The sequence below is a fragment of the Campylobacter bilis genome, assembly GCF_016806695.1.
Taxonomy (GTDB): domain Bacteria; phylum Campylobacterota; class Campylobacteria; order Campylobacterales; family Campylobacteraceae; genus Campylobacter_D; species Campylobacter_D bilis.
The window spans coordinates 1-24,109 of sequence record NZ_WUED01000005.1 but is presented as its reverse complement, the minus strand read 5'-3'; the positions used below and the strand labels follow the sequence as shown (position 1 = coordinate 24,109).

Annotated in this window: 22 protein-coding genes, 1 tRNA gene and 3 pseudogenes; 8 read left to right on the top strand and 18 right to left on the bottom strand. The window is 30.7% G+C overall.

Going from position 1 to position 24,109, the window contains the following annotated elements; genetic code table 11:
• The first annotated feature begins 172 nt into the window (after positions 1 to 172).
• Positions 173 to 259 (top strand) — tRNA-Leu (locus tag GRQ01_RS03215).
• Between the two features lie 19 nt (positions 260 to 278).
• Here the strand turns inward: GRQ01_RS03215 and abc-f are convergent.
• From abc-f to pheS, 10 genes and pseudogenes are all read right to left on the bottom strand, one after another.
• Complete coding sequence (gene abc-f / locus GRQ01_RS03210) at positions 279 to 2,213, bottom strand: ribosomal protection-like ABC-F family protein (protein WP_158334398.1); 1,935 nt, start codon at positions 2,211 to 2,213, stop codon at positions 279 to 281.
• 8 nt (positions 2,214 to 2,221) lie between these two features.
• Positions 2,222 to 3,501 (bottom strand): annotated as a pseudogene (locus GRQ01_RS03205) (sensor histidine kinase).
• Positions 3,495 to 4,156 (bottom strand): annotated as a pseudogene (locus tag GRQ01_RS03200) (response regulator transcription factor). Before GRQ01_RS03200 ends, GRQ01_RS03205 begins: the two co-directional pseudogenes overlap by 7 nt.
• Positions 4,143 to 5,726 carry a phosphoglycerate dehydrogenase gene (gene serA, locus GRQ01_RS03195; RefSeq protein WP_158334397.1) on the bottom strand — a complete coding sequence of 528 codons (1,584 nt, stop codon included), beginning with the start codon at positions 5,724 to 5,726 and terminating at the stop codon, positions 4,143 to 4,145. Before serA ends, GRQ01_RS03200 begins: the two are co-directional and overlap by 14 nt.
• On the bottom strand, positions 5,723 to 6,217 hold the full coding sequence (locus tag GRQ01_RS03190; protein ID WP_158334396.1) for a hypothetical protein: 495 nt from the start codon (positions 6,215 to 6,217) through the stop codon (positions 5,723 to 5,725). The genes serA and GRQ01_RS03190 overlap by 4 nt, the downstream gene beginning before the upstream one ends.
• Positions 6,217 to 7,887, bottom strand: a complete 1,671-nt coding sequence (locus GRQ01_RS03185) for a 30S ribosomal protein S1 (RefSeq protein WP_158334395.1) — start codon at positions 7,885 to 7,887, stop codon at positions 6,217 to 6,219. The genes GRQ01_RS03190 and GRQ01_RS03185 overlap by 1 nt, the downstream gene beginning before the upstream one ends.
• A gap of 107 nt (positions 7,888 to 7,994) precedes the next feature.
• The gene (locus GRQ01_RS03180; RefSeq protein WP_158334394.1) at positions 7,995 to 8,831 is read right to left on the bottom strand and encodes a 4-hydroxy-3-methylbut-2-enyl diphosphate reductase; all 837 of its coding nucleotides are present in this window, start codon (positions 8,829 to 8,831) and stop codon (positions 7,995 to 7,997) included.
• Complete coding sequence (aroA, locus tag GRQ01_RS03175; protein WP_158334393.1) at positions 8,821 to 10,104, bottom strand: 3-phosphoshikimate 1-carboxyvinyltransferase; 1,284 nt, start codon at positions 10,102 to 10,104, stop codon at positions 8,821 to 8,823. The genes GRQ01_RS03180 and aroA overlap by 11 nt, the downstream gene beginning before the upstream one ends.
• Positions 10,101 to 12,422 carry a phenylalanine--tRNA ligase subunit beta gene (pheT, locus tag GRQ01_RS03170; protein WP_158334392.1) on the bottom strand — a complete coding sequence of 774 codons (2,322 nt, stop codon included), beginning with the start codon at positions 12,420 to 12,422 and terminating at the stop codon, positions 10,101 to 10,103. The genes aroA and pheT overlap by 4 nt, the downstream gene beginning before the upstream one ends.
• Positions 12,419 to 13,411 (bottom strand): phenylalanine--tRNA ligase subunit alpha, encoded by a 993-nt coding sequence (gene pheS, locus GRQ01_RS03165; protein WP_158334391.1) that lies wholly within the window; start codon positions 13,409 to 13,411, stop codon positions 12,419 to 12,421. The genes pheT and pheS overlap by 4 nt, the downstream gene beginning before the upstream one ends.
• 121 nt (positions 13,412 to 13,532) lie before the next feature.
• On the opposite strand from pheS, the gene GRQ01_RS03160 reads away from it, so the two are divergent.
• The gene (locus GRQ01_RS03160) at positions 13,533 to 13,898 is read left to right on the top strand and encodes a histidine triad nucleotide-binding protein (RefSeq protein WP_158334390.1); all 366 of its coding nucleotides are present in this window, start codon (positions 13,533 to 13,535) and stop codon (positions 13,896 to 13,898) included.
• Between the two features lie 22 nt (positions 13,899 to 13,920).
• Here the strand turns inward: GRQ01_RS03160 and GRQ01_RS03155 are convergent, their stop codons facing one another.
• Both GRQ01_RS03155 and GRQ01_RS03150 read right to left on the bottom strand, forming a co-directional pair.
• The gene (locus tag GRQ01_RS03155) at positions 13,921 to 14,493 is read right to left on the bottom strand and encodes a DJ-1 family glyoxalase III (protein WP_158334389.1); all 573 of its coding nucleotides are present in this window, start codon (positions 14,491 to 14,493) and stop codon (positions 13,921 to 13,923) included.
• Positions 14,486 to 14,629: a hypothetical protein gene (locus GRQ01_RS03150; RefSeq protein ID WP_193699216.1), complete on the bottom strand. Its 144-nt coding sequence runs from the start codon at positions 14,627 to 14,629 to the stop codon at positions 14,486 to 14,488. Before GRQ01_RS03150 ends, GRQ01_RS03155 begins: the two co-directional genes overlap by 8 nt.
• A 120-nt stretch (positions 14,630 to 14,749) precedes the next feature.
• Between GRQ01_RS03150 and GRQ01_RS03145 the strand changes: the two genes are divergently transcribed.
• Together GRQ01_RS03145 and GRQ01_RS03140 are read left to right on the top strand one after the other, a co-directional pair.
• The gene (locus tag GRQ01_RS03145) at positions 14,750 to 15,493 is read left to right on the top strand and encodes an amino acid ABC transporter permease (RefSeq protein ID WP_158334388.1); all 744 of its coding nucleotides are present in this window, start codon (positions 14,750 to 14,752) and stop codon (positions 15,491 to 15,493) included.
• Complete coding sequence (locus GRQ01_RS03140) at positions 15,486 to 16,214, top strand: amino acid ABC transporter ATP-binding protein (protein ID WP_158334387.1); 729 nt, start codon at positions 15,486 to 15,488, stop codon at positions 16,212 to 16,214. Before GRQ01_RS03145 ends, GRQ01_RS03140 begins: the two co-directional genes overlap by 8 nt.
• Before the next feature lie 30 nt (positions 16,215 to 16,244).
• Here the strand turns inward: GRQ01_RS03140 and GRQ01_RS03135 are convergent, their stop codons facing one another.
• The 4 genes from GRQ01_RS03135 to pgp2 form a co-directional block, all read right to left on the bottom strand.
• Positions 16,245 to 17,711, bottom strand: coding sequence for an alanine/glycine:cation symporter family protein (locus GRQ01_RS03135; RefSeq protein ID WP_158334386.1), 1,467 nt, complete (start codon positions 17,709 to 17,711; stop codon positions 16,245 to 16,247).
• Between the two features lie 104 nt (positions 17,712 to 17,815).
• Positions 17,816 to 18,283 (bottom strand): tRNA (cytidine(34)-2'-O)-methyltransferase, encoded by a 468-nt coding sequence (locus GRQ01_RS03130; protein WP_158334385.1) that lies wholly within the window; start codon positions 18,281 to 18,283, stop codon positions 17,816 to 17,818.
• Positions 18,284 to 19,270 carry an alanine racemase gene (locus GRQ01_RS03125; protein WP_158334384.1) on the bottom strand — a complete coding sequence of 329 codons (987 nt, stop codon included), beginning with the start codon at positions 19,268 to 19,270 and terminating at the stop codon, positions 18,284 to 18,286.
• Positions 19,271 to 20,248, bottom strand: a complete 978-nt coding sequence (pgp2, locus tag GRQ01_RS03120) for a cell shape-determining L,D-carboxypeptidase Pgp2 (protein WP_158334383.1) — start codon at positions 20,246 to 20,248, stop codon at positions 19,271 to 19,273. It lies immediately after the preceding gene.
• A gap of 237 nt (positions 20,249 to 20,485) precedes the next feature.
• Here pgp2 and GRQ01_RS03115 point away from each other — a divergent pair, with 237 nt between their 5' ends.
• The 4 genes from GRQ01_RS03115 to GRQ01_RS03100 all read left to right on the top strand — a co-directional run bounded on the left by GRQ01_RS03115 (position 20,486) and on the right by GRQ01_RS03100 (position 23,157).
• Positions 20,486 to 20,902 (top strand): copper chaperone PCu(A)C, encoded by a 417-nt coding sequence (locus GRQ01_RS03115; RefSeq protein WP_158334382.1) that lies wholly within the window; start codon positions 20,486 to 20,488, stop codon positions 20,900 to 20,902.
• A 2-nt stretch (positions 20,903 to 20,904) separates the two neighbouring features.
• Entirely contained in the window at positions 20,905 to 21,357 is a 453-nt protein-coding gene (locus GRQ01_RS03110) for a hypothetical protein (protein WP_158334381.1), read from the top strand.
• Positions 21,354 to 21,896, top strand: a complete 543-nt coding sequence (locus GRQ01_RS03105; RefSeq protein ID WP_158334380.1) for an SCO family protein — start codon at positions 21,354 to 21,356, stop codon at positions 21,894 to 21,896. Before GRQ01_RS03110 ends, GRQ01_RS03105 begins: the two co-directional genes overlap by 4 nt.
• A 430-nt stretch (positions 21,897 to 22,326) precedes the next feature.
• Positions 22,327 to 23,157, top strand: coding sequence for a hypothetical protein (locus GRQ01_RS03100; protein ID WP_158334379.1), 831 nt, complete (start codon positions 22,327 to 22,329; stop codon positions 23,155 to 23,157).
• 123 nt (positions 23,158 to 23,280) lie between these two features.
• Here the strand turns inward: GRQ01_RS03100 and GRQ01_RS03095 are convergent, their stop codons facing one another.
• Complete coding sequence (locus GRQ01_RS03095) at positions 23,281 to 23,424, bottom strand: hypothetical protein (protein ID WP_193699214.1); 144 nt, start codon at positions 23,422 to 23,424, stop codon at positions 23,281 to 23,283.
• 394 nt (positions 23,425 to 23,818) lie between these two features.
• Positions 23,819 to 24,109: pseudogene (locus GRQ01_RS03090) on the bottom strand (autotransporter outer membrane beta-barrel domain-containing protein); the annotation flags it as partial.

The following is a 24,109-nucleotide window of genomic DNA, read 5'->3' as shown; positions in this document are numbered from 1 at the left end:
ACCCTCTAAAAAAATATTAAAGTTAAAATCTTTTAAATATCACTTTAATAATATTAAAGCAAAAACTATTCCAATTTTTCAAGTTTATGCACTATATATCGTCTCTTAGAAAAGAGTTTTTATACTTAAAGTATTTTTTAATTTAAAATAAAGTATAATCGTCTCTTTAGCAGCCCGAGTGGTGAAACTGGTAGACGCACCAGACTCAAAATCTGGCGAGGGCAACCTCATGTCGGTTCGAGTCCGACCTCGGGCACCATGAACTCATAAAATTCCAATCATAAATTTTCACTTTTTTCTAAAACTAAAAAATACTCATTTTCTAAATTTTCAAGTTCTTTTTGCGTGCTTTGAAGTTCTTCATAAAGTGTATTAACGCCTAATTCTTGATAAATATGAGCATGGGAAAGTTGGTGGTTTAATTGGGATATTTTTTGTTCTAGATAGGTTATTTTTTCAGGATGACTTTTTAGTATTTGACTTTCTTTGTAGCTTAATTTTTTAGATATTTTTTCTTTTTGATTGTGATTTTGTTTTTCTTGTGTTTGAAAACTCATGATAAATTCATCCCATTCTTTGATTTCTTTTTCGTTTTCAAGATACTCGCTATAAAGTATATGCAAAATATTTATAGAAGCATTTTCTTCAAAAGCATACAGTTTTGTTGCAAGTTTATCGACAAAATACCTATCATGAGACACAAATAAAATCGCACCTTGAAAATTAAGCAAATATTCTTCTAGTACATTAATAGTATCTATATCAAGATCATTTGTCGGTTCATCTAAAACCAAAATATCATATTCTTTACTAAAAAGCAAGGCTAAAGCAACGCGGTTTTTCTCACCTCCACTTAAAAGCCCAACACTTTTATCCAAAAATTCTTTAGGAAATAAAAAATTTTTCAAATACCCATAAACATGCATATTCTTACCACGAACTTCTACCCTATCCCCACCATTAGGGCAAAAAATCTCAAGCAAACTCTTATCACAATTAACCCAAGTTCTAGCCTGATCAAAATACCCTATTTTAAGCTCTGCACGTTTTATTTCCCCGCTATCTTGTTTTATTTCTCCTAATAGAATTTTTAAAAATGTTGATTTCCCACAGCCATTTCTTCCTACAATACCAATGCGTTCTCCTTGTATAATTCGTGCTGAAAAATCTTTAAAAAGGGTTTTTTCTCCACTATTTTTACTTATATTTTTTAACTCAAAAAGCATTTTTTTACGATTACCTACTTTTTCCCCATTAAAATGTAATTTTGATCTATTAAGCTCAAGTTTTAAACGTTTGATAACAGAAGGGTTTTTTTTAGCTTCTTCTCGCATTTTTAAAATACGTTCTTTACGTCCTTCATTTCTTTTAAGTCTTGCTTTAACGCCCCTTCTTAACCATTCTTCTTCGTTTTTTAGCTTTTTTAAAAGAATTTCATGATTTTTACTTAAATTTTCTAAAATCTCAGCCTTTTGTTCTAAATATTTTGTATATCCACCTTTAAAAATACGGATCTTTCCTTGATGCAATTCTACACACTTTTCTGCCACAGCATCGATAAAATACCTATCATGAGAAATAAAAATGACGCACATTTTTGAATACTTTAATAAGTCTTCTAAAAAACTTGTCATATAAACATCTAAATGATTGGTTGGCTCATCAAGCAATAAAATATCTGGATTTTTAAGCAATAATATACAAAGCCCAATACGACGTATCTCTCCCCCACTTAAGCTTGATAAAACGCGGTTTTGATATTCTAAAAGATTAAATTCTTGCAAAATACGCATTATTTTAGCTTCTATATCCCAAGCATCTTTAGCCTCTATTAAAGCACTTAATGCATCTATTTGTTTTAGATAAGTTTTATTGTGAGGTTCCTTTGCTAATTGTTCATGCAAGATTTCATATTCTTTTAAAATTTGATAGATTTCTACAAGCTCTTGCTTGATGGCTTCTTTTACACTTAAACTGACATTAAAATCAACATTTTGTGAAAGCATAGCAATGCTTTTTCCACTTTGCCTTACTATTCTACCACTATCTAGAGTAAGCTTTCCTAAAAGTGCTTGCAAAAAAGTAGATTTTCCTTCTCCATTTTTGCCTATGATAGCAATTTTTTCTCCTTCATTTACACTAAAATTAACTTCATTTAAAACAATCTTATCTCCAAATTTTTTTGAAACCTCAATGAAATCTATAAGTGCCATTTTTATCCTTAAGTGAATTTAAAACTAAAGCAAGAACCATAACCTAAAGTACTAGAAATTTCAAGATAACTTTTATGTATAGTTAAAATTTTCTTTACTAAAAAAAGCCCCAAACCAAAAGAACTATCGCTTTTTACATCAATTTTATAAAATTTTTTTGTAATGAATTTTAATTTATCTTTTTCTATACCTCTACCAAAATCTTGCACTTTTATTCTTTGATTTTTTACCGTTAAAATCACCTCTTTTTGACTGTATTTTAAAGCATTAGAAAGCAAATTTATAATTACTTGTTCAATTAAAAATTCATCTGCTTTAACCTTGGTATTTTCTCCTTGCAAAACCACCCTTTCAAAACCAGGATTTTTGATGATTTTCTCACACAAAATAAAAAGATCAAATTCTTGCATTTGTAAAGCTTCACTATTGAGATTAAAAACAAAATTAAGCTTATAGGTTAAAGCATTTAACTTAACACTTTGGCGTGAAATTTTCTCTAATAATTCTGATTTTAGCTGCTCATCTTTTAAATTTTTATCCTTAAGCATTTCTAAACTCAGATCAATCACACTTAAAGGATTTTTAAGCTCATGTGAAATGGCTGAGATAATGCTTGCAAGTTGGATATTTTTAAGAGTAATTTTATCATTTTGTTTTTGATTTTTTTGAGTATTTTTCAAAATTTTCTCTTTAGTTTTTAAAAGTTTTTCATTTAAAAGAGTGAATTCTTTAAACATACCCTTTTCTAATCTAACCATTTTATGAGTACCTATAGAATCTAAAAAATCTAAAATTTTATTAAAATTTCTTGTTATTTTTTTACCTAAAAAAATCATCAAAAAACACACAAACAAAAAACATATTCCAAAATTCACAGCCATATTTAGCCAAAAAAACTCCAAATTTGAAAAATTAGGACAAACAATAATAATATATTTATATTCTTTATAAGTAAAGCTTTTAAAAAGGATTTTTTGAGAATGCAATTTTATGATTTCTCCTTCTTTAAGCTTGATGAAAAAATCAGGGTTTTTTACAGAACTTATTTTTATATCTTTTTTAAAAAGAATAAAATCAGCCCTAGTCTTTTTAGCAAATTCTTTAATATTATTTGTATTTAAATGCTCTAAAAAAGAAAATCTTAAAACATCATCAAGGCTTTTGATCTTTTGCTCATATTGCTTTAAAAGTAAAAAATTAAGATAAGAATTGGTAAAAACATAAAAAGCAAAAATTAAAGATAAATAAAATTAAAAAAAACTATAAAAACATTTTTAGTTTTTAGCATAATTTATAGCCAATACCTCTAACACTAATAATATGATCTTTTAATTTTGGAAATTTATTTCTTAATCTTGTTAAAGCAATATTGATTGTTTTATCCCTTGTAGTATCATCTTTCCATACACTTTCACTTAAAAATTGCCTTGTTAGCAAGGTATTGGGGTTTTGAAAAAAGCATTTTAATAACTCATACTCAAGATTTGAAATTTCTAATTTTTCATTTTTATAAAAAAGATTATAATTAATCAAATCCAAAATAAAATGACCAAAAATCAATTATCTTCTTCTTTATTACGACGTTTTAAAATAGCTTTAATGCGAAATAAAAGCTCGTTAAAATCAAAGGGTTTGCAAATATAATCATCGCAGCCACTTTTAAAACCTTCAAGCAAATCCTGATGCAAAGCTTTAGCAGTAAGAAAGATGATTTCTTCTTGATAGCCTTGCTCTCTTAAATTTTGAATTTTTTCCAAAGAATCCCCACTTGGCAAATTCCTATCCACTATTAAAAGATCAATTTGCTCATTATCAAGCAAATCTTCAACACCTTGAAAATCTGATAAAGAAATAAGCTCATATCCACTAAGATTAAGCCTATAAACTAATAAATCATTTAAATCTTTATCATCTTCTATGATTAAAATCTTAAATTTCGACATATTCTACAAATACACATGCCTCTATTTTTCTTAACTCATCTAAAATTTCTTTTTGCACTTTTTCATCGACTAATACTACAGCTAAAGCGTATCCAAAACCATCCCTACCAAGCCTAAAATCAGCTATATTAATATTTTTAGCAGCCAAAACAGAACTGATCTTAGCAATGACTCCAGGTATGTCTTTGTTTTTAAAAATGATCATTTTCCCTTTAGGTTTGAAATCTGTTTTAAATCCATTTAAACTAACTATGCGTTGTTCATTTTCATTAAACACCGTTCCTGAAACGCTAATGTTTGAATTTTCTGTAATGATTTTGACCTTAAGTTTATTATTATAACCACTATTTGGAAGGGTTTGATAAGACAATTCCACTCCTTGTTCTTTAGCTACAAATTCTGCATTAACATAATTAATTCTTTCTCCTAAAATCCTTCCTAAAGCACCCACAGTAGCAAAAGTTAGCATAGACTGTGCATATTGACCGATATTGCCCTCAGCTTCTAATTTAATGCTTTTAATAGGATGTTTATCAATTTGCACAGCAAAAAAAGCCATCTTAGATACAAGCTCTATATAAGGCGCAACAAAAGGGGGTAAATCCTCTGTTTTAATAGGCAAATTCAAAGCATTAGGATAGGCCACTCCACGTGCAGCACTTAAGGCTTGCTCACAAGCTTGCTTTGCTATATTGTCTTGACTTTCTAAGGTATTTGCCCCAAGATGAGAAGTTACTGAAACATTTTCAAAATCTAAAAAAGGATGATCAATAGCAGGTTCTTTATCAAAAACATCTATGCCAAGCCAAGCTATTTTACCATTTTTTAAGCCTTCGCATAAGGCTTGTTCTACATATAAACCCCCGCGAGCACAATTGATCAATCGTATCTTGTCTTTCATTTTAGCAATTTCTTTAGCACCTATCATGCCATTGGTTTCTTTGGTTTTTGGAGTATGGATAGTTATAAAATCACTTTTTATTAAAATTTCATCCAAACTTTTTGCTTGTTCCATATCCAAATCAGTAATTTTCGAAGAAGAAATATAAGGATCATAGGCAAGTATTTTCATACCAAAGGCCTTAGCTCTAATAGCAACCCTTGATCCTATATTACCAAAACCTATAATCCCTAATGTTTTATCCATTAATTCTATGCCATACCATTTTTCTCTTTCCCATTTTCTTTGGATTTTTAAAAAATTATGCGCATTTACAAAGCTTCTTGCCGAAGTTAAAAGGTGTGCCATAGTAAGTTCTACAGCCGCTATAGTATTTGCAGTAGGGACATTCATCACAATTACTCCGCGTTTAGAGCATTCTGAAATATCTACATTATCTACACCTACACCAGCACGCACAAGTGCTTTCAATTTTTTTGCATGATTTAAAAAAGTAAGATCCACATCTGTAGAACTTCTTGTAATGGCAACATCTACATCAGCTAACATTGATATTAATTGATCTTTAGGAATTTTAGCAGCTTCTATAAGTTCAATATCTTCAGCCTTTCTTAAAATATCAATACCCTTATCTAAAATAGCATCACAAACTATAATTCTTTTTTTCATAACCAAATTTCCTTTATTTCCGTGTTTATTTTATATTTTTTTAATTCTTTCATAATATCTTGTATAAGTTTTTCATTACTCGTATCTAAAAAGATCTCTGGACTATTTCCTGATTGTAATAAAAAATATTTTACATTAAAAGAATTCAAAGTTTGCCTTAAGCAAAACATAGAATAAATATCATATTTTCCGATAATAAGCTGATAATATTTATTTTTTTCTTTAAGTTCACTTATATCAGCATCAAAATACAAAGTAAATTTTTCCGCAGCCGGAGTAAAATCTTTTTTTGGCCATTGGGCTAATTCCTCTTGCCAAGAAGGCTCTTGAATTTGATTTTTTATGGGAGTATTTTGCTGAGTATTCATTTCTTTGACAAATTGAGGAGTAAAATCCGCATTTACCTTAAATTGCCAAAGCAAAATAAACACAATAACAAGCAAGATAAACAATAAAATACTTAAAATACTTAAGGTGATATATTTTTTCATTAAGCTAATTGATCTTTAATAATATCACCTAAAGTCACTTTATCATCATTATTGATTTCATTTAAAGCTTCTCTTTCTTTTATTTTGACAAGATTTTTAACGCTTAGACGAATTCTGTTTTTCTTCTCATCGATAAAAATAATAGCCGCTTCAATATCATCATTAATTTTTAAATTTTCAAGAGTAGAAGCACTAATGTCTTCTTTGTGAATCAGTGCATCGACATTTTTACTCAATTCTACAAAAATACCAAAATCTTTAATATCACGAATAACACCTTTTACAATATCGCCGATCTTATGTGTTTTAGCATATTCTTGTACTGGAGAATCACTTAATTCTTTAGTGCTTAAGGATACTTTTTGATTTTCTTTATCTATTTTGATGATTTTTACTTGTACTTCATCACCTTGAGTAAATTTATCCTTACACTTATCATTTCTATCCCAAGAAGCATCTTCATTATGCAGCAATCCTTCTATATTGTCTAATTTTACAAAAGCACCAAAAGAAGTCACTGAAGTAATTTTACCTTTAACAACATCTCCTATTTTATAAGATTTTATAAATTCATCAAAAGGCTTAGAAAGAAGATTTCTTAAAGATACTCTTAAACGTCTTTTATTAGGATCAATTTCTATAACTTCTACATCAATTTCTTGGCTTTTACTAATGTAATCTTTAGGATTTTTGATATTTTTATCCCAAGAAATTTCGCTAATATGTAAAAAGCCTTCTATATCATTACCCAAATCAACAAAAGCACCATAAGGCTCTATATTAGATACTATTACCTTAATGGTATCACCCACATCAAGAGTATCTTTAATCTCACTCCAAGGATCAGGCAAAGCCGCTTTGATAGATAAAGATAAATGTTTGCGTTCTTTATCATAATTTATTACTTTAACAGAGACTTTATCTCCTTCTTTATAAAGCGTTCCAGGATTTACAGGGCCTTTATATGAAATTTCACTATAATGCACCAACCCATCAATACCACCAACATCCACAAACATACCATAAGTGGTGATTTTTTTGACAATACCTTCGATCAAATCTTCTTGTTGTGCTATATTATTAATGAGTTCTTTACGTTTTTTTCTTTCATCATCTAAAATTTTTTTACGAGAGACTATAATGCTTTGCTCTTCTTCATCGATTTTAATGATTTTTACTTTAAATGTTTTTCCTATGATATTATTAGATTCTTTAAAACCGTATTGGGATTTTGGTAGAAAAAATTCAACATCATTATCATCAACGACAATGAGTCCGCCATTATTTTTACCCACTACTTTTACACTGAAAATATCTTCTTGATTTTCTTCATAATTTTTAATAAACTCAATCACTTTTTCTTTTCTTAAAGCTTTTTTATGAGAAAGCAAAGATCTGCCACCACGAGAACCTATAATGGCAACTTTTATATTATCGCCTATTTTAAATAATAATTTAGAATTATCATCTTGTATTTCATTAAGTGCTAAAATACCTTCAGATTTTTTACCTATATCTACATAAACTTCATCATTTTTGATCTCTACGATCACGCCTTCTGTTGTAGATTTCTCTCTTGATTTATCAAAAGCCTCTAAAAGCTGCCCAAAATCTTCCTCTTCAAGATAATCATCTACATTGCCTTGAACTTTTTTGTTCACCTCTCTCATCATGGTCCTTTAAAATAATTTTAGAAATTGATTGATTTTACCTTATTTTTCTTTAATTAGTGTTAATTTTTGAAAATTTTTAGTTTTTTATTTTATATGAAGAGTATTTATGATACTATTTTAAAACCCTTAATTGTATTTATAACCCTTTCAATGATCCAATCAGGAGTGCTAGCACCCGCACTTATACCACAATGCTTTTTATTTAAAAACCATTCTTTTTGCAATTCTTTTTCTGTTTCTATTAAGTAACTGTCCTTACAATTATTTTTTGCAATTAAAAAAAGTTGCTTTGTATTAGCTGAGTTCTTACCCCCTACAACAACCATAATATCGCTTTTAGAAGAAAGCTCTTTTATAGCATCTTGATTTTTAAAAGTCGCATCGCAAATAGTATTAAAAACTCTCACTTCTTTAACTTTAAGTATCAAAAAATTAACTATTTCCATAAAATGTTCAGGTTTTTTAGTGGTTTGGCTTACTATGGCTATTTTAGAAGGAAGTTTAATATTTTGAAGATCTTTTTTATCTAAAACTACATAAGCTTTAGTATTTACATAGCTTTTAACACCCTTAACTTCAGGATGATTTTCATCGCCAAAAATCACAAGATCATAGCCTTCTTTACTCATTTGCTCGCAAATTTGCTGTGGTTTTGTGACAAAAGGGCAAGTAGCATCAAAAATTTCTATATCTTTTTTTTTCAATTCTTCTAAATCTTGTTTAGTAATACCATGAGTTCTTATAATAGCCTTTTTTTCGTTACTTAAATCTTGAATATTTTCTAAAGTTTTAACATTAAAATGTTTTTGTAAACGAGAAATTTCTTCATTATTATGAATGAGTGGACCTATGGTTGCAGCATCTTTAATCTGCTCAGCTTTTTTAATAGCTCTTTTTACCCCAAAACAAAAACCATAATTTTTAGCCAATTCAATAATCAATTTTAACTCCTAAATTTATAAGAATTTCCATAAAATTAGGAAAAGAAGTCTTAATACACTCACTATCATCAATCTCCATTCCACAAAATAAACCCAAAATCGCAAAACTCATAGCAATACGGTGATCACCATAGCTTTTAATTTTTGCTGACGCAACTTTTCCACCTATGATTTCAAAACCATCTTCAAACTCTTGTGCCTTAATCCCACAAAGTCTTAAATTTTCAACCATTACAGCAATTCTATCACTTTCTTTAACGCGAAGTTCTTTAGCATTTTTAAGTCTAGATTTGCCTTTAGCTAAAGCAAAAGCTATAGCCAAAGCAGGTGCTTCATCCACAAGCCAAGCTATATTTTGTTCTACTTCTATAGAATGAAGAATGCTAGATTGTGCTTGAATTTCTCCTATGGTTTCAAAGTCATTTTGAGTGATTTTCATGCTTAAATTAGCACCCATTTTTTGCAAAATTTTGTAAGCCTCTATACGCGTAGGATTGAGTAAGATATTTTTTATAACAATCTTTGAATTAGGTAAAATAATAGCCGCTAAAATGAGATAAAAAGCTGATGAAGGATCATTAGGTATGATGATATTTTGAGCTTTTAGGGGTTCTTTTAAAGGACTTATTTCAAGATTTAATCCTTCATTGCTAATTTTTATAGGTGCTTTCATAGCCTTTAGCATATTTTCACTATGATTTCTACTAAGAGAAGGTTCGCTAAAAGTACATACATCATCTGCTTTAAAAGCAGATAAAATCATAGCAGTTTTAATCTGTGCTGAAGCAATCTTGCTTTGATAATGAAAAGATTTTAGTTTTTGACCCTCTATGCAAATTGGAGCTAAATTAGCCTCATTGCGTCCATAAATTTTAGCTCCTATATTATTAAGTGGCTTGCTTATCCTTCCCATAGGACGTTGATTAAGATATTTATCTCCACTTAAGACAAAAAAACCCGAAATCCCAGCTAAAAATCCCATCATCAAACGCATCGCAGTTCCTGAATTGCCACAATCTAAGATGCCATTAGGCGATAAAATTTCATGTGCAGGCGTGATATCCACACAAGTTCCTTTGCATTCTACCTTAGCACCAAGATTTTTAACGATTTCAAGAGTATTTAAAGTATCTTGTGCTAAAAGATAATTTTGTGCCCTATTTTTTTCTTGAGTTAAAAGTGAAAAAATAGCAAAACGATGCGATATACTCTTATCGGCTGCTATATTTTGAAGTTCAGTATTTATAGGTTTATTTAATTTATGAATTTTCATCTTAAATCAAGACCTAAATCTTTAATACTTTGCAAAATTTTATCCATACATGCTATAACTTCACTATCTTGAAGAGTTTTATCAAGATCTCTAAAAGTAAAATTTATAGTAATACTATAAGAATCTTTAAAATCTTCATGATCATAAATATCAACTAAACGAAATTTTTCAAGTATTTCTAAATTCAAGTTTTTAATACAATTTTTAATCTCATTATAATCAAAACTTTTTGGTATTAAAACGCTAAGATCCCTAGTTATAGCTGGGAATTTAGAATAAGGCTTAGCTATTTTGCAATCTTGTCGTATCAAATCTAAATCAAGCTCACAAACATAAGTTTTTAATAAATCTCTTTCATTTTCTATTCTTAAATGTAAACGCCCTATAAAACCTACCCTAACCCCTGATAAATAAACATCTGCTTGCTCATAAGGACTTAAAATATCATGCTCTGATGCTTGTAAGGTAAAATCACCTATAATATTTTTAACATCTAAAAGAAAATCATAAAATTGCACTAATTGAGGTTTTGCTTTATTAGAAATTTTAGCTTCTTCTTTAAATCCTGAGTGAATAAATGCAATATGATTAGCCTCTTGATTATTTTTATTAAAAACAATGCCAAGTTCAAAAAGCTTGATAATTTTTTTGGAATTTTTTGCATTTAAACTTGCTGCATTTAACAAATGATTTAAAAGAGTGGTTCTTAAAGTATTAAGTTCTGTCGTGATAGGATTAATAAGCTTTAGATCAATTAAATCAAATCCTAAATTACTAAGTTCTTCTTCATTATCTAAAATATAATGCAAACTTTCAAAATATCCATTTGCTACTGCTTTTTTTCTTAAATTCAAAAATTCAGCATAATTTTTATAAGTAGTATTAAAACGATTTTTCTCCATGAATTTAAGGCCTCTAGAGGCTATATTATCAATACCTATGATTCTTACAACCTCTTCGCATATATCGGATAAATTCTTTATATCAGGACGATGTAAAGGCGCTTTAACATTGACAAGCCCTTCTCCTGAAAGTATCAACTCAAAGCCTAATTTTTTCAATATTTTTAAAATCTCATCTTTATCAACGCTTTGCCCTATCATTTTACCAATGCCTTCAATGCTTACAGGTATGATTGGCGATTGTTTATTTATCACAATTTGTTGAGAAGAACTATAAATAATAATACTAGAAATATTTTCAAGAATACCAAGTAAAAAATCCATCCCCAAACTTAGTTTAGGTTCGCTTCCTCTAAAGCTTCTATAAAGTGTTTTTTCATCCTGGTTTTGATGATAATTTTTAGCATTTGCTATGACTAAAGGATCAGTATAATTAGCCTCGATGATAATTATTTTAGAATCTTTCTTACACTTGCTTTCATCATTTTGAAAAATCCCGCTAAAACTTAAAAGTCTATCCTTGCAAGAAACTTTTGTTTCGCCATGCTCTTGTTTGTTTAAAACTATGGTAAATTCTTCACCTTCATTTGAAAAAGAACTCAAATCATAAGCATTAAAAAGTACCCCAGTTGAATGCGTTGCATAATTTAATAAATTTTCTATAGGATTATTGCTTAAATTTTCAATTTGAGAGAGTCTTAAACTAAGCAATAAATTAGTTTTTATAGAATTTTTCAGTTCTATAGCACGGTAATTATAAAGCCCGTTGAGTTCTTTCTCAGCTGCTAAACGCAAAATCCTGCCTATGCCCAAAACATTTTCGTTTTCTTTAAAAACTTTAGGTTCTTTTAAATTTAAATTTAAAGCCGTAGCTAAATCGCGTGCAACTCCATAAATGCTTAAGCAATCTCCTCTATTAGGAGTAAGCTCTACTTCTATGAGTCCATCATTGAAAATTTCATAGGTATTTAAAGCCCTGCCAAGTTCTAATTCCCCTATGCTTTCATCTAAAAGCATAATGCCATTATTGATTTTATTAAAACCAAGCTCTGTACTAGAACACAACATACCACAAGAATCAACCCCTCGCAATTGTACTTCTTGAATTTGCATATTATTTGGCATAATGGCACCTTTAGTTGCAACAGCTACAAATTGCCCTGCATCAACATTATCAGCCCCACAAACTATTTGCAAAGTCTCATCGCCTATACTCACTTGACAAATATTTAATTTATCAGAATTAGCATGTTTGATTTTTTCTTTTACATAGCCTACTACAATCTTATCAGGTACTTTTAAAACATTAATTTTATTAACTTCTATGCCTATACAATTAAGAGTTTTTGCTATTTTATCTAAGCTTATATCTTCAAGCTCTAGCCAATCATTTAACCAACTTTTAGTAATTATCATCTAAATTGCTCCAATAATCTTAAATCTCCTTCAAACAAAGACCTCAAATCAGGAATTTGATGCAACAGCATAGTAAAGCGCTCCACCCCAAGTCCAAAGGCATAGCCACTCACATTTTCATATCCTACAAAATGATATACATTAGGATCAACTATACCACATCCTAAAACTTCAAGCCAGCCCGTATGTTTACAAACCCTACATCCTTTGCCTTTACAAAAAATACAAGAAATATCAACTTCAGCAGAAGGCTCCGTAAAAGGGAAAAAACTAGGACGAAAGCGAATTTTTACATCATTAAACATATAATGTAAAAAATCCTCTAAAACGCTTTTTAAATTAGCAAAACTGATTTTTTGCCCTTCTTCTACCACAAGGGCTTCTACTTGATGAAACATAGGAGTATGAGTGATATCAAAATCTCTTCTAAATACAGCACCAGGTGCTATCATTCTAATAGGAGGTTTTTGTGCTAGCATGGTGCGAATTTGCACAGGAGAAGTTTGAGTTCTTAAAAGTCTTTTATCATCAAAATAAAAAGTATCTTGCATATCCCTTGCAGGATGAGTTTTAGGCAAATTTAAGGCTTCAAAATTATGAAAATCATCTTCTATTAAAGGACCTTTTTCTACGCTGAAATTCAAACCCACAAAATATTCTATAATCTTATCCGTAGTACTCATTACAGGATGTAAGGACCCGCTTGTAATGCTCTCATCAAAATAATTAAAATTTTGCGCATTTTGCTTCATTTTCTCTTCTAAAGCAAGATTTTCTAAACTTTTAAATTTTAATAAATAAGCCTGATTAAAGGCTTCTTTTTGTGCATTTAAATCAGCAGCAAAGGCTTTTTTAGCTTCACCTTCTAAGTCTTTAAGCTTTGCAAAGCTTTCAGTTAAAACACCCTTTTTTCCAAGAAAAGAAATTCTTAAAGCTTCTAAATCATTTAAATTATTACATTTTTGGATTTGTTCAATAAAATTTTGCAATTTTCTACCTTAATAAAATATTTTAAATTTTAATTCTATTAAAAACTATTTTAAATTCAGCATAAAAACCAAAGTTTAAAGATATAATTATATCAAAAATAACACCAAAGAAGGATAAATAATGCAAGAAAAAACCGTTTTTGAACTCATAGTCGAAGGCAAAATCGCATGCAACAAAGTGCTTGAAAATAATGATTTTTTAGCATTTCATGATATCGCACCTAAGGCCCCTATACACATACTCATCATCCCTAAAAAACATTTTAAAGATTTTCAAGAATTCGATCCCGAACTTATGGCAAAAATGACAAGCTTCATACAAGAACTAGCCATTCTTTTAGGAGTAGACAAAAGCGGATATCGTTTGATAACAAATTGCGGTAAAAACAGTGGTCAAGAAGTCTTCCATTTGCATTTTCATATGCTAGGAGGCTTTGAACTGCCTAAAGATCAAACGCATAAAGAAAACCCACAAGCCTTATTTTAATCCTAATGTAGCTTTGCTACTATTAGGATTTTGCCAAAGAAACTAGCATTTTATTATATAAGTCTTTATAAATCATCTCACCGCATAATTTTTTAGCCAATTCCAAACCAAAAAGTATTGCTGTAGCAGGCCCTGCAGAAGTGATGATATTTTTATTAACCACCACAGCTTCATTAACACGCTTTGCATTAAGTCCTATTTCACACCCTGGATAGCATGCAAACTCACCTTCTAAAACACCTGCTGCATCTAAAACTATAGCAGAAGCACAAATTGCAGCAATGATTTTATTTTCATTATGAAGCTCTTTAATGATATTTAAAATCTCATTAGAATTTTTAAGATTCATCATACCATTAAAACCACCCGCTAAAGCAATAGCATCAAGTGTTTTTACATCTACATTTTTTAAAAAACAATCCGCTTTAATACTAATGCCATTAGCACCCACAACTAATAAATCATCATTTAATGAAGCTATGATTACTTCTAAATCCCCGCCCGATTTCTCAGCCCTCTTTAAAACATCAGCAATACCTATAAATTCAGCTTCTTCAAAGCCTTGTGCTAAAGGAATTAATACTTTTTTACTCATTTTGCCTCCTGGTTTTATTTTTAAATCTTTTTTCTTTTTCTTTGTTTCTTTGTATCATTTGACGATTAAAACCTATTACTAAAAAAATCATTAAAAGTATAAAAATAGTAGTTATAATAAAATCTAAAATTTCCATAAATACAACCTTATTTTCATGAAATTCTAACATATTTTTATAAATCTTTAAAGAAAAATCAAAGATATTTTAATAAAATTCAAATTTTTTAAATGAATTCTACGCAATAAAGGTTTAAAATTGAGTCAAAACAATATAAGAATTTTTGTTTTTTTTGTGATTATTATTTTATGGGGGTATTTTTCCTTTCCTATAGAAATACTTCAAATCAAAGATCCTAGCGGAAACATAAGCTATGCATACACACAAAACGCACAAGCTTATCTAAAAAGCTATTTCATCACACTTTTATTAACTGCTTGTGCTGTGATTATTGGGGTGATTATTGGCTTTACTCTAGCTATTTTACATTTTTGTAAAATCAAAGCACTTAATTTTATCATCGATGAGTACATAGATATCATACGCGGTACTCCTGTGATTTTACAATTAATGATTTTTGCCTTTGTAATTTTTACTTTCATAGACAATCTTTACGCAGCCATTCTTGCCCTAGGGCTTAACAGTTCAGCCTATATAGCAGAAATCGTAAGAAGCGGGATTAATAGCGTAGATAAAGGACAAATGGAAGCTGCACGTGCTATGGGGCTTGATTATAAAACCTCAATGAAAGAAATCATCCTACCCCAAGCTACAAAAAACATCCTCCCAGCCTTAGCTAATGAATTCATCTCTTTATTTAAAGAAACATCTGTCGTAGGATTTATCAGTGTCATTGATATTACCATGCAAAGCCAAAGCTTACAAGCAGTGCTTTACAATCCTAAGCCTATTATTTTTACCGGACTTGTTTATTATGTAAGCGTGAAAATATTTAGCTTTTTTACAAAAAAACTTGAAATCAGGATGAATAAAAATGATTGAAATTAGAAATTTAAACAAAAAATACGGTTCTTTAACAGTATTAAACAATATCAATACTACAATTTCAAAAGGTGATGTCATAGCCATCATAGGCCCAAGCGGGGGTGGAAAAAGCACTTTTTTACGTTGCATAAATCGCTTAGAATTAGCCGATAGTGGCGAGATTTTAATCAACAAACAAAACATACTTGATAAACAAACCAATATCAATATCATCAGACAAAAACTCAGCATGGTATTTCAACACTTTAATCTCTTTGCCAACAAAAATGTCATGGAAAATTTATGCCTAGCACCTGTTAAAACAGGCATTTTAACTCAAAATCAAGCCGTAAAAAAAGCAAAAATACTTCTTAATAAAATAGGCTTAGCCGATAAAGAAAACATAATGCCACACAAGCTTTCAGGCGGACAAAAACAGCGCATTGCCATCGCAAGAAGCTTGATGATGAATCCTGATGTGATTTTGTTTGATGAGCCCACTTCAGCCCTTGATCCTGAAATGATAGGCGAAGTTTTAAGCATCATGAAAGATCTTGCAAAAGAAGGCCTTACTATGCTTGTAGTTACTCATGAAATGGGCTTTGCAAGAAATGTTGCTAATCGCATATTTTTCATGGATAAGGCCAATATAGCTGTCGATGCCAAACCCAAAGAAGTGTTTGAAAATCCTAGCAATGAAAGATTAAAAGAATTTTTAAATAAAGTTTTAAATCATTAATTTCATAAATCCATGAAACTTTATAATCTTTTAATCCCAACATTCAGCATTTTTAATCCCTAATTTACTAGCATTAAACTTAGGATCTAAGCCCGCTTTTTGCTGTATATTAAAATCTTTTAAAACCTTATTAACAATACCGCCTAAAAGCAATAAAGACACAATATTAGTTATAGCCATGAAAGCCATAGTCAAATCAGCCAAATTCCAAGCAAGCTTTAAATTCATTTGCGAACCTATGAAAATCATAGCCACCGCAGTGATTCTAAACAAATTCATTACCAATTTAGAATTAGTCAAATATTTCACATTAGCTTGTGCATAATAATAATTCCCTATCAAAGAAGTTATAGCAAAAAGAACAATAGCAATAGTGATAAAATGGATCCCAAAACTTCCATAATACTCACGCATGGTTTCTTGGATTAAAGGCATGCCTCCTTCTATCTTAGTTTCATTAAGCCCTAAATATGCCATAGAAAAAAGCACTAAAAATCCCGAACTTGTACAAATAATCACATCTATAAAAACCGAAAAAGCCTGTATCACACCTTGTTTGGCCGGATGACTTGTCAAAGCTGCAGCCGCAGCATTAGGCGCTGAACCCATTCCTGCTTCATTAGAAAAAAGCCCTCTTTTAATCCCTATAACCAAAGCCGATCCAGCAAATCCACCAAACATAGCCTTAAAATCAAAAGCACTTTCTAAAATCACCTTAACTACCAAAGGAATTTTATCCAAATTCATCAAAACCGCAATCACAGCAAGCAAAACATAAGCCAAAGCCATAAAAGGCACTATCAAAGAACTCACCTTGCCTATTTTAGTATGATGAGAAAAAAACATCCAAGAACCAAAAGCAGTTAAAATCACGCCTATAACCACAGGCCAAAAACTAGATGAAAAACTCACGCTAGCATCAGGATTTAACATATCATAATAAACTTTAAAAGACGAAGTCATAGTTTGACTTTGAAGGCCGTTAAAACCATAAGCATAAGTGATGATAAGAATAAAAGCAAAAAAAGATCCAAAAAAATGCGAACCTAAAGCTTTTTTAATATAATACGCCGGGCCGCCTTTAAATCCTCCCGTATCGTCCTTTGACTTATAAATTTGAGCTAAAGTACTCTCAGCAAAAGCCGAAGCCCCACCAAAAAATGCCATCACCCACATCCAAAACAAAGCCCCAGCCCCGCCTGTAGTCAAAGCCAAAGAAATCCCTGCGATATTTCCTATACCTACCCTAGAAGCAGTAGAAATCATCAAAGCCTCAAAAGGCGAAATATATTCTTTAGAATGCTGTTTGTTTTTCTCTGTAAGTATTCTAAATACAGAACTAAGCATGCGAAATTGCACAAAACGAGTTAAAAAACTATAATAAAGCCCGCAAATAATAAGCAAAACAACCATTATAATATCTGTACGAGGGACAATTTCATTAGCTATGATATCAGAGATTTCATTAGCAAAGCTAAGCAAAGCATCTAATTTCATCCTAACTCCTTAAAAAAATAATATTAATTCTACTTTAACATAAAAATTTATAAAAAGCACTTTATGATTTTATTTGTTTTCTTTTCTTGTGTAAATTCGAAACTTTAGGTCCTAAAATCAGAGAAATTTTGCCTTAAAGCTTCATAAGAAATAATACCTACACTAGTAGCTAGATTAAGACTTCTTCCACAAGCTTTCATGGGTATATTTATGGCATTTTGCCAATTTAACTGCATCAATTCCATAGGCAAACCATAGCTTTCACTCCCAAAAAACAAAAAATCATTTTCTTTAAACCTTGCTTGAAAATAAGACCTTTTACTCTTAGTCGTAGCAAAGAAAAAACGATCCTTATACCCAATATTTTTTTCTAAAAAAGCTTCAAGATTTTCCCAGACAATAGGCTCTAATTTATCCCAATAATCAAGCCCCGCCCTTCTAACAGCTTTTTGCGAGATATCAAAAACTATAGGCTTGATAATATGGAGTTTAAACCCTGCATTAAAACACATCCTCCCTATACTACCCGTATTTTGGGGTATTCTAGGATGCACCAAAACAATATGAAACATCTACACAAGCACCCTTGGTATGTCAGGATGAAGCTTGACTAAAATTTCATAATTAATAGTATGAAAAAAATCCGCCCAAACATCAGCATCCTCAAAAACACAAAGCTCTTCACCACAATCTTCGCAAGAAAAGCTATCCATTGACATCCTTCCAAGCATTTCTTTGCCATTGGCAAGCCTTAGCTTTCCTTTTCCATCATAGCGAAAAAGACCATCTGCATAGCCTAAATCATAGTTTGCCACTTCTAAAGCTTCCTTAGCTTTAAAAACACCTCCATAGCCTATGCTTTGTCCTTTTTCAAGCCTTCTTTGACTCAATCTATGCGCATACAAACTCAATACTTTTTTCAAATCTTTATGCCCATAACCAAATTGAACAAGTCCTATCCTACAGTACTCATCCTCAGGAATCTTTCCCCTAAATAACGCAGCTGAATTATAAGAATGAGTCAATAAATCAGGATAATATTTTTTAGCTATTTTTTTAGCTTTTTCAAAGCCTTCTTTTTGGACAAAAAAGCTCCTATCCATTTCATCTGCATTAGCAAAATGAGTAAATATCCCTTCAAGTTTTAAAGCATTTTTCTTAATCAAAGCCATAGCATACTCTAGCTCTTGTACACTCACGCCATTGCGGTGCATGCCTGTGTCTATTTTAAGGTGTATTTTGGTATTTTTTTTATAATTTTTTATCTGGGAAATATCATTTAAAGCATAAATAAATCTTTCATTTTCATTCCCATGAGGAAGATGCGAAAGTATCAATATATTTTCAAATATCCCTTCAAGCTCCCAAGCCTCTTTTTCATTCTTAAGCGCGATAAAATTAATGCCCAATTCTCTAGCCACAGGTGCTAAAAGCTTAGCCCCATGCCCATAAGCATTATCCTTAAAAACACAAATGATTCTTTCAAAACCCTCTGTTTTTTTAGCAATTTCTTTGAGATTATACTCATAAGCTTTTTGATTGATTCTGATTAAAGACATCTACTGCTCTGCTAAAATTTTCATTTTGCCTTTGCTATCAATTTTAACATATAAAATTTTATTGCCTTTAAATTGATAATTTCTAGTATAATAATCCTCATAAAATGAAATCCTATATAAAATCTCATTTTCTAAATTAGGATAAGGACTAATACTTATATCCGAAAATTTGATCTGCTTTTCTTCTTTACGAGAAAAAATCGATCTTTTCATAGAGGCAAATTGCTCAAACTTCATTTTGTCAAAACGTTTAAATTCTTTTTCATCATAAAAGCTCAAATAAGCATCAATATCACTTTGAATCCAAGCCAGCCTCCAGCCAAAAAGATCAGCTAACAACCCTGCTATTTCTTCTTTAGTAGCTCTAATTTTATCCCTTTCCTCTGTCATTGCAAAAACTTTCCTATTATGGACAATTTGTGCGAATTTTTGCAAATTATCATTAAGCAAGGCAATGCATCCTTTAGTTTTCAGCTCATCAAGCCTAGATCCATCTAAAGGATACCCATGTATCCATATACCACCCCCTGTTTTTCCCTGTACTTTATCAAGCAAATTAGGATAAGTAGTAGCAAAGGCAAAAGGCCCATAGTAAGGATCCCCAGGATTAAATTTACGTCCTAGTTCATAAAACCCCACAGGAGTTTTCAAATCCCCTTCTATTTTTTTATCGCCCATGATTCCTGTTATGATTTCTTTTTGTTCAAAATCCTTAGTTATTTTACCATCATTATAGGAATAAACTTGAAGTATCTTATCTGTTTTATTAGTAAGCACAACAACCACATCACGATCATAATACCCCAAAGAAACATTCTTATCTCCTAACTCACTAAGCCAAAAATCTTTTTGAACCAATTCTTTTTCTATCGCTGCGCCTACAGCATCCAAACCTTCATTAAGATAAATTTTAACAAGATCTGAAGCATACACAAACGCTGAAAAAAAGCTAAATAAAAAAGCAAATCGTTTTAACAATGTTTTTCCTTGATATTGCAAAGTTTTAAAGTTTTTAGGCAAAAATTATAATATGTTTTTTCTTAAAAAATATTAATTATCTTTAATTTACAAAATTAATTATAAATTAAAATAAAACTATATCTTTCCTACCCCATACCCATAATCTTTCATGACAAAGCCGCAAAAAATTTACATTTTTATACCCTAAAGAAAACATTTTCTGATATAATCTAAAATATTCAAAAAGGACACAATATGAAAAAATTATTAATCCTCAATGCCCTTTTTATCTTAAATCTTTGGGCTCATAATATAGAGATAAAAAACGCCTTTGTCAGACAAACCCCACCCCACGCTCAAAACAGTGCCGTTTTTTTCACTATCTACAATCATAGCGACCAAAACATCACCCTAATAAACGCCCAAAGCAACATAAGCCAAGCAAGCGAACTCCACACTCACATACACAAAAATCATCAAACCTTCATGCAAAAAATCCCCGATCTTCTCATCAAAGCCCACTCAAGCTTAGATCTAAAGCCAGGTTCTTATCACATCATGCTCTTAAAACTCAAAAAGTCCATCACGCCAGATACCAAAATCAACATGACTTTGCAATTTAGCAATCACCAAACCATAGAATTAAAAAACATCCCTTCAAAAGAATTTTAAAAATGAAAAAAAATATTTTTATCTTGATATTAGCTTTTATTATGATAATCTCTTATCTTATTTTTGATTTTTATACCTTTAAAACCCCATCTGATCCCACTCAAAATGACCTCTCAATTCCTTTAAAATGCGATCTTAATCTCAAAGATTGTAAATATATTTTTAATGGTAAAGAAATCTTAGTCTCTTTAGGTCCTAAACCTTTACAAGCCTTAAGCCCCCTAGATTTAAAAATCAAAAATCTAGGAGATTATAAAAATCTAGCACTCAAAATCTATGGACTAAACATGTATATGGGACAAATATCACCAAAATTACACAAACTCAACCAAACAGACTATGAAAGCAAAATAGTCCTAGCTAGCTGTGTTTTAGATACCATGCGTTTTAGAGCCGAATTCACTCAGGATGACAAACCCATAGGATTTTATTTTGACTTCGATTTAAAAAGATGAAAAAATTTATCCCAATCATCATTACTCTTTCAAGCCTTGTATTTTTTATCAATTTTAAACAAAATCCTTATGATTTTAATCTGAAATCTGAATTTAAAACCCAAACCACCCTTAAAGATTTCAAAGGCAAAAAACTCATCATTTATTTTGGATACACTTCTTGTCCTGATGTATGTCCTACAACCCTAGCCCTCATAGCCAAAATCTTAAAGCAAATAAACAATCCCAAAGCCTATATTCTTTTCATCTCTTTAGATCCTATCGCAGATAATAATCTCAAAAATACCAATCAATGGTTAAAATATTTTTATCCCAAATCCTACGCCCTAATCCCAAAAGATGAATCCACCCTAAAACACTTAGCCAAAAACTACCAAGTCCTATACCAAAAAATCCCTCTTAAAAATTCCCAAATGCCTTATACCATAGCACACAGCAATGAACTTTTCCTCATAGATGAAAAAGGTCATTTCTATAAAAGCATCAATGATCTAAATCCCCAAGAACTCACCAAAGAATTACAAAATTTTCTAAACTAATTTTTTTAATCTTATCTACTTTTATTAACATAACATAAATAATTCTTTCTACTCATCTTTCTAATGATGCTAAAGAATTCATCCATTTTATATTAAATATCTTGCAAAATCAAAGCTAATCCGCACGCCAACTCTCCCAACTCTCCCTTTGCTTCCTTTTAAGTAAAAAGTCCTAAAACAATTAGTTTTTAACCTTTTTTTAAAAAAATATATTTTATTATTAAGCAATTTATTTTTGTATTTCATATTACTTTAATAAATGATTTCAACAAAAAGGATTATTCCATAACTCATACAATCTCACAGCAAGGCTTTTTTACTTTGCTACTCAGGGGGGGGGTATTTAAAAACTAAAAATTCATCTTCCTCACCTAAATCAAAAAAACTAGGTCTTTCTCTAATCACGTTATCCTTACTAAGTTCTTGTGCTATGGCTGATATAGATGGTTTGCCTTATGCCATTGACATACCTTTTGGAAATTACCATTATTACCAAATACTAGGCACTTATTCTAATACTAATAGTAAAATTAATATTACAACTAATAATTCTATTAACACTCTCATAATAGGCAAATACGCTTATTTAGGTAACACTTCTAATAAAACCATCCACGCTAGAGTTACCCAATCTGAAACCCTAACCATACAAAAAATACTCAATCAAGGTGTGGTTGATGGACGTTTTAATATAGAAAATCAAGGGAATTTTACTGGAGGTTCTATCATAGTTCATGATGTAAGCAATGAAGGCTATATCAGAAACACTTACATAGCAACTTGGAGAGATGGAGGAACCCTACAAGTAGATAAGTTTGATAATAGTGGTATTATCTATTATGATTCAGGCAATACTGTTGCCTTTGATGGGGATAATGTCACTATTGGCACTATTAACAACTCAGGTTATATCTCAACAGGAGCAAGTGGTAGCCAAACTGCAATCAGCATAGGAAACACTACCAATTCCAAAGACACTCAAATCTCTATATCTGAGCTTAGCAATAGTGGTTTAATAGGAGACAATACAGCCTTATACGGTATCACAGTTTATGCAGGAAATGCTTCTAATCATCCTAGCATAACTAATTTTACTAATACAGGTCTTATACAACAAACCGCAGCTATAAATTTCCAAAGCGGTACCATAACTGATTTTAAAAACGATACTAGTGGTAAAATCAAAGGAGAAAACTTTGCCTTAGCCTTTTATGGTGATAGTAGTAAAGGTCCTACTATAAGGCACTATAGAATCAACTAATTTTAATGCCATATACTTACACAATACTAGTGTTCCTGTATTTTATAATAAAGGAAGCATTAAAAGCACTCATGACATAGGCCTTAATGTACAATTTAATTCTACCATAGATAATTTTATCAATCAAGGCACCATACAAGGTAGTGATGCTGCCTTACGCTTAGGAGTTAAATCCTTAAATAGCCAAGCTACTATTGGAACTTTTTTTAACTCAGGCCAAATCACTTCAGATAAATACAATGCTATCTTTGTACAAGGAAGCAGCATTGAAAACTTTATCAACACAGGTACTATAAAGTCTAATAAAACAGAAAGTAATCCTTTTTATGCTTCTGCAGCCCTTAATCTTACTAATGGCACCATTAGTAATTTTGTAAACACAGGTGAACTTGAGGGCAAAAATGCCTTAAGCCTTACAGGCAATATTCAAACCTTTATTAATACAGGCAAACTCAATGCAATAGGAGAGGATTATCGCTTAGGTGCTCTTTCTTTATACAATTATGCTATTAATAATACAAAGATTGAGAATTTTTATAATGCTGGAACCATTAGTTCTCATTCTCATGGTATCTTAATGCAAGTAAATTCTACTATATCTAATTTAAACAATTATGGCACCATACAAGCAGCTGGTCATGGTATTAGCTTTATTAGTATAGGCTGCTTTACTTTGTGCTTTAAGATAGACTTCTTGATGCTTAGCTGTAGTAAATAAGGTATTAAAATATCTTAAGCCTGCATAATAGCTACGGTTTTTCACATCAAAATAAGTTGATTCCATATTAGCATCTTCATAACCTGCATAAACACCATATACCCCACTTTCTTTTAAGGTAGAATAAGCCAGTAAGGTTCCTTTAGTATGACCCTTACTTTGTTCATTTAAAGAAAGTTCTACATTTAAAGAAGAAAAATAAGGCAGTATTAATAAGGCATGTTCTTTAGAATT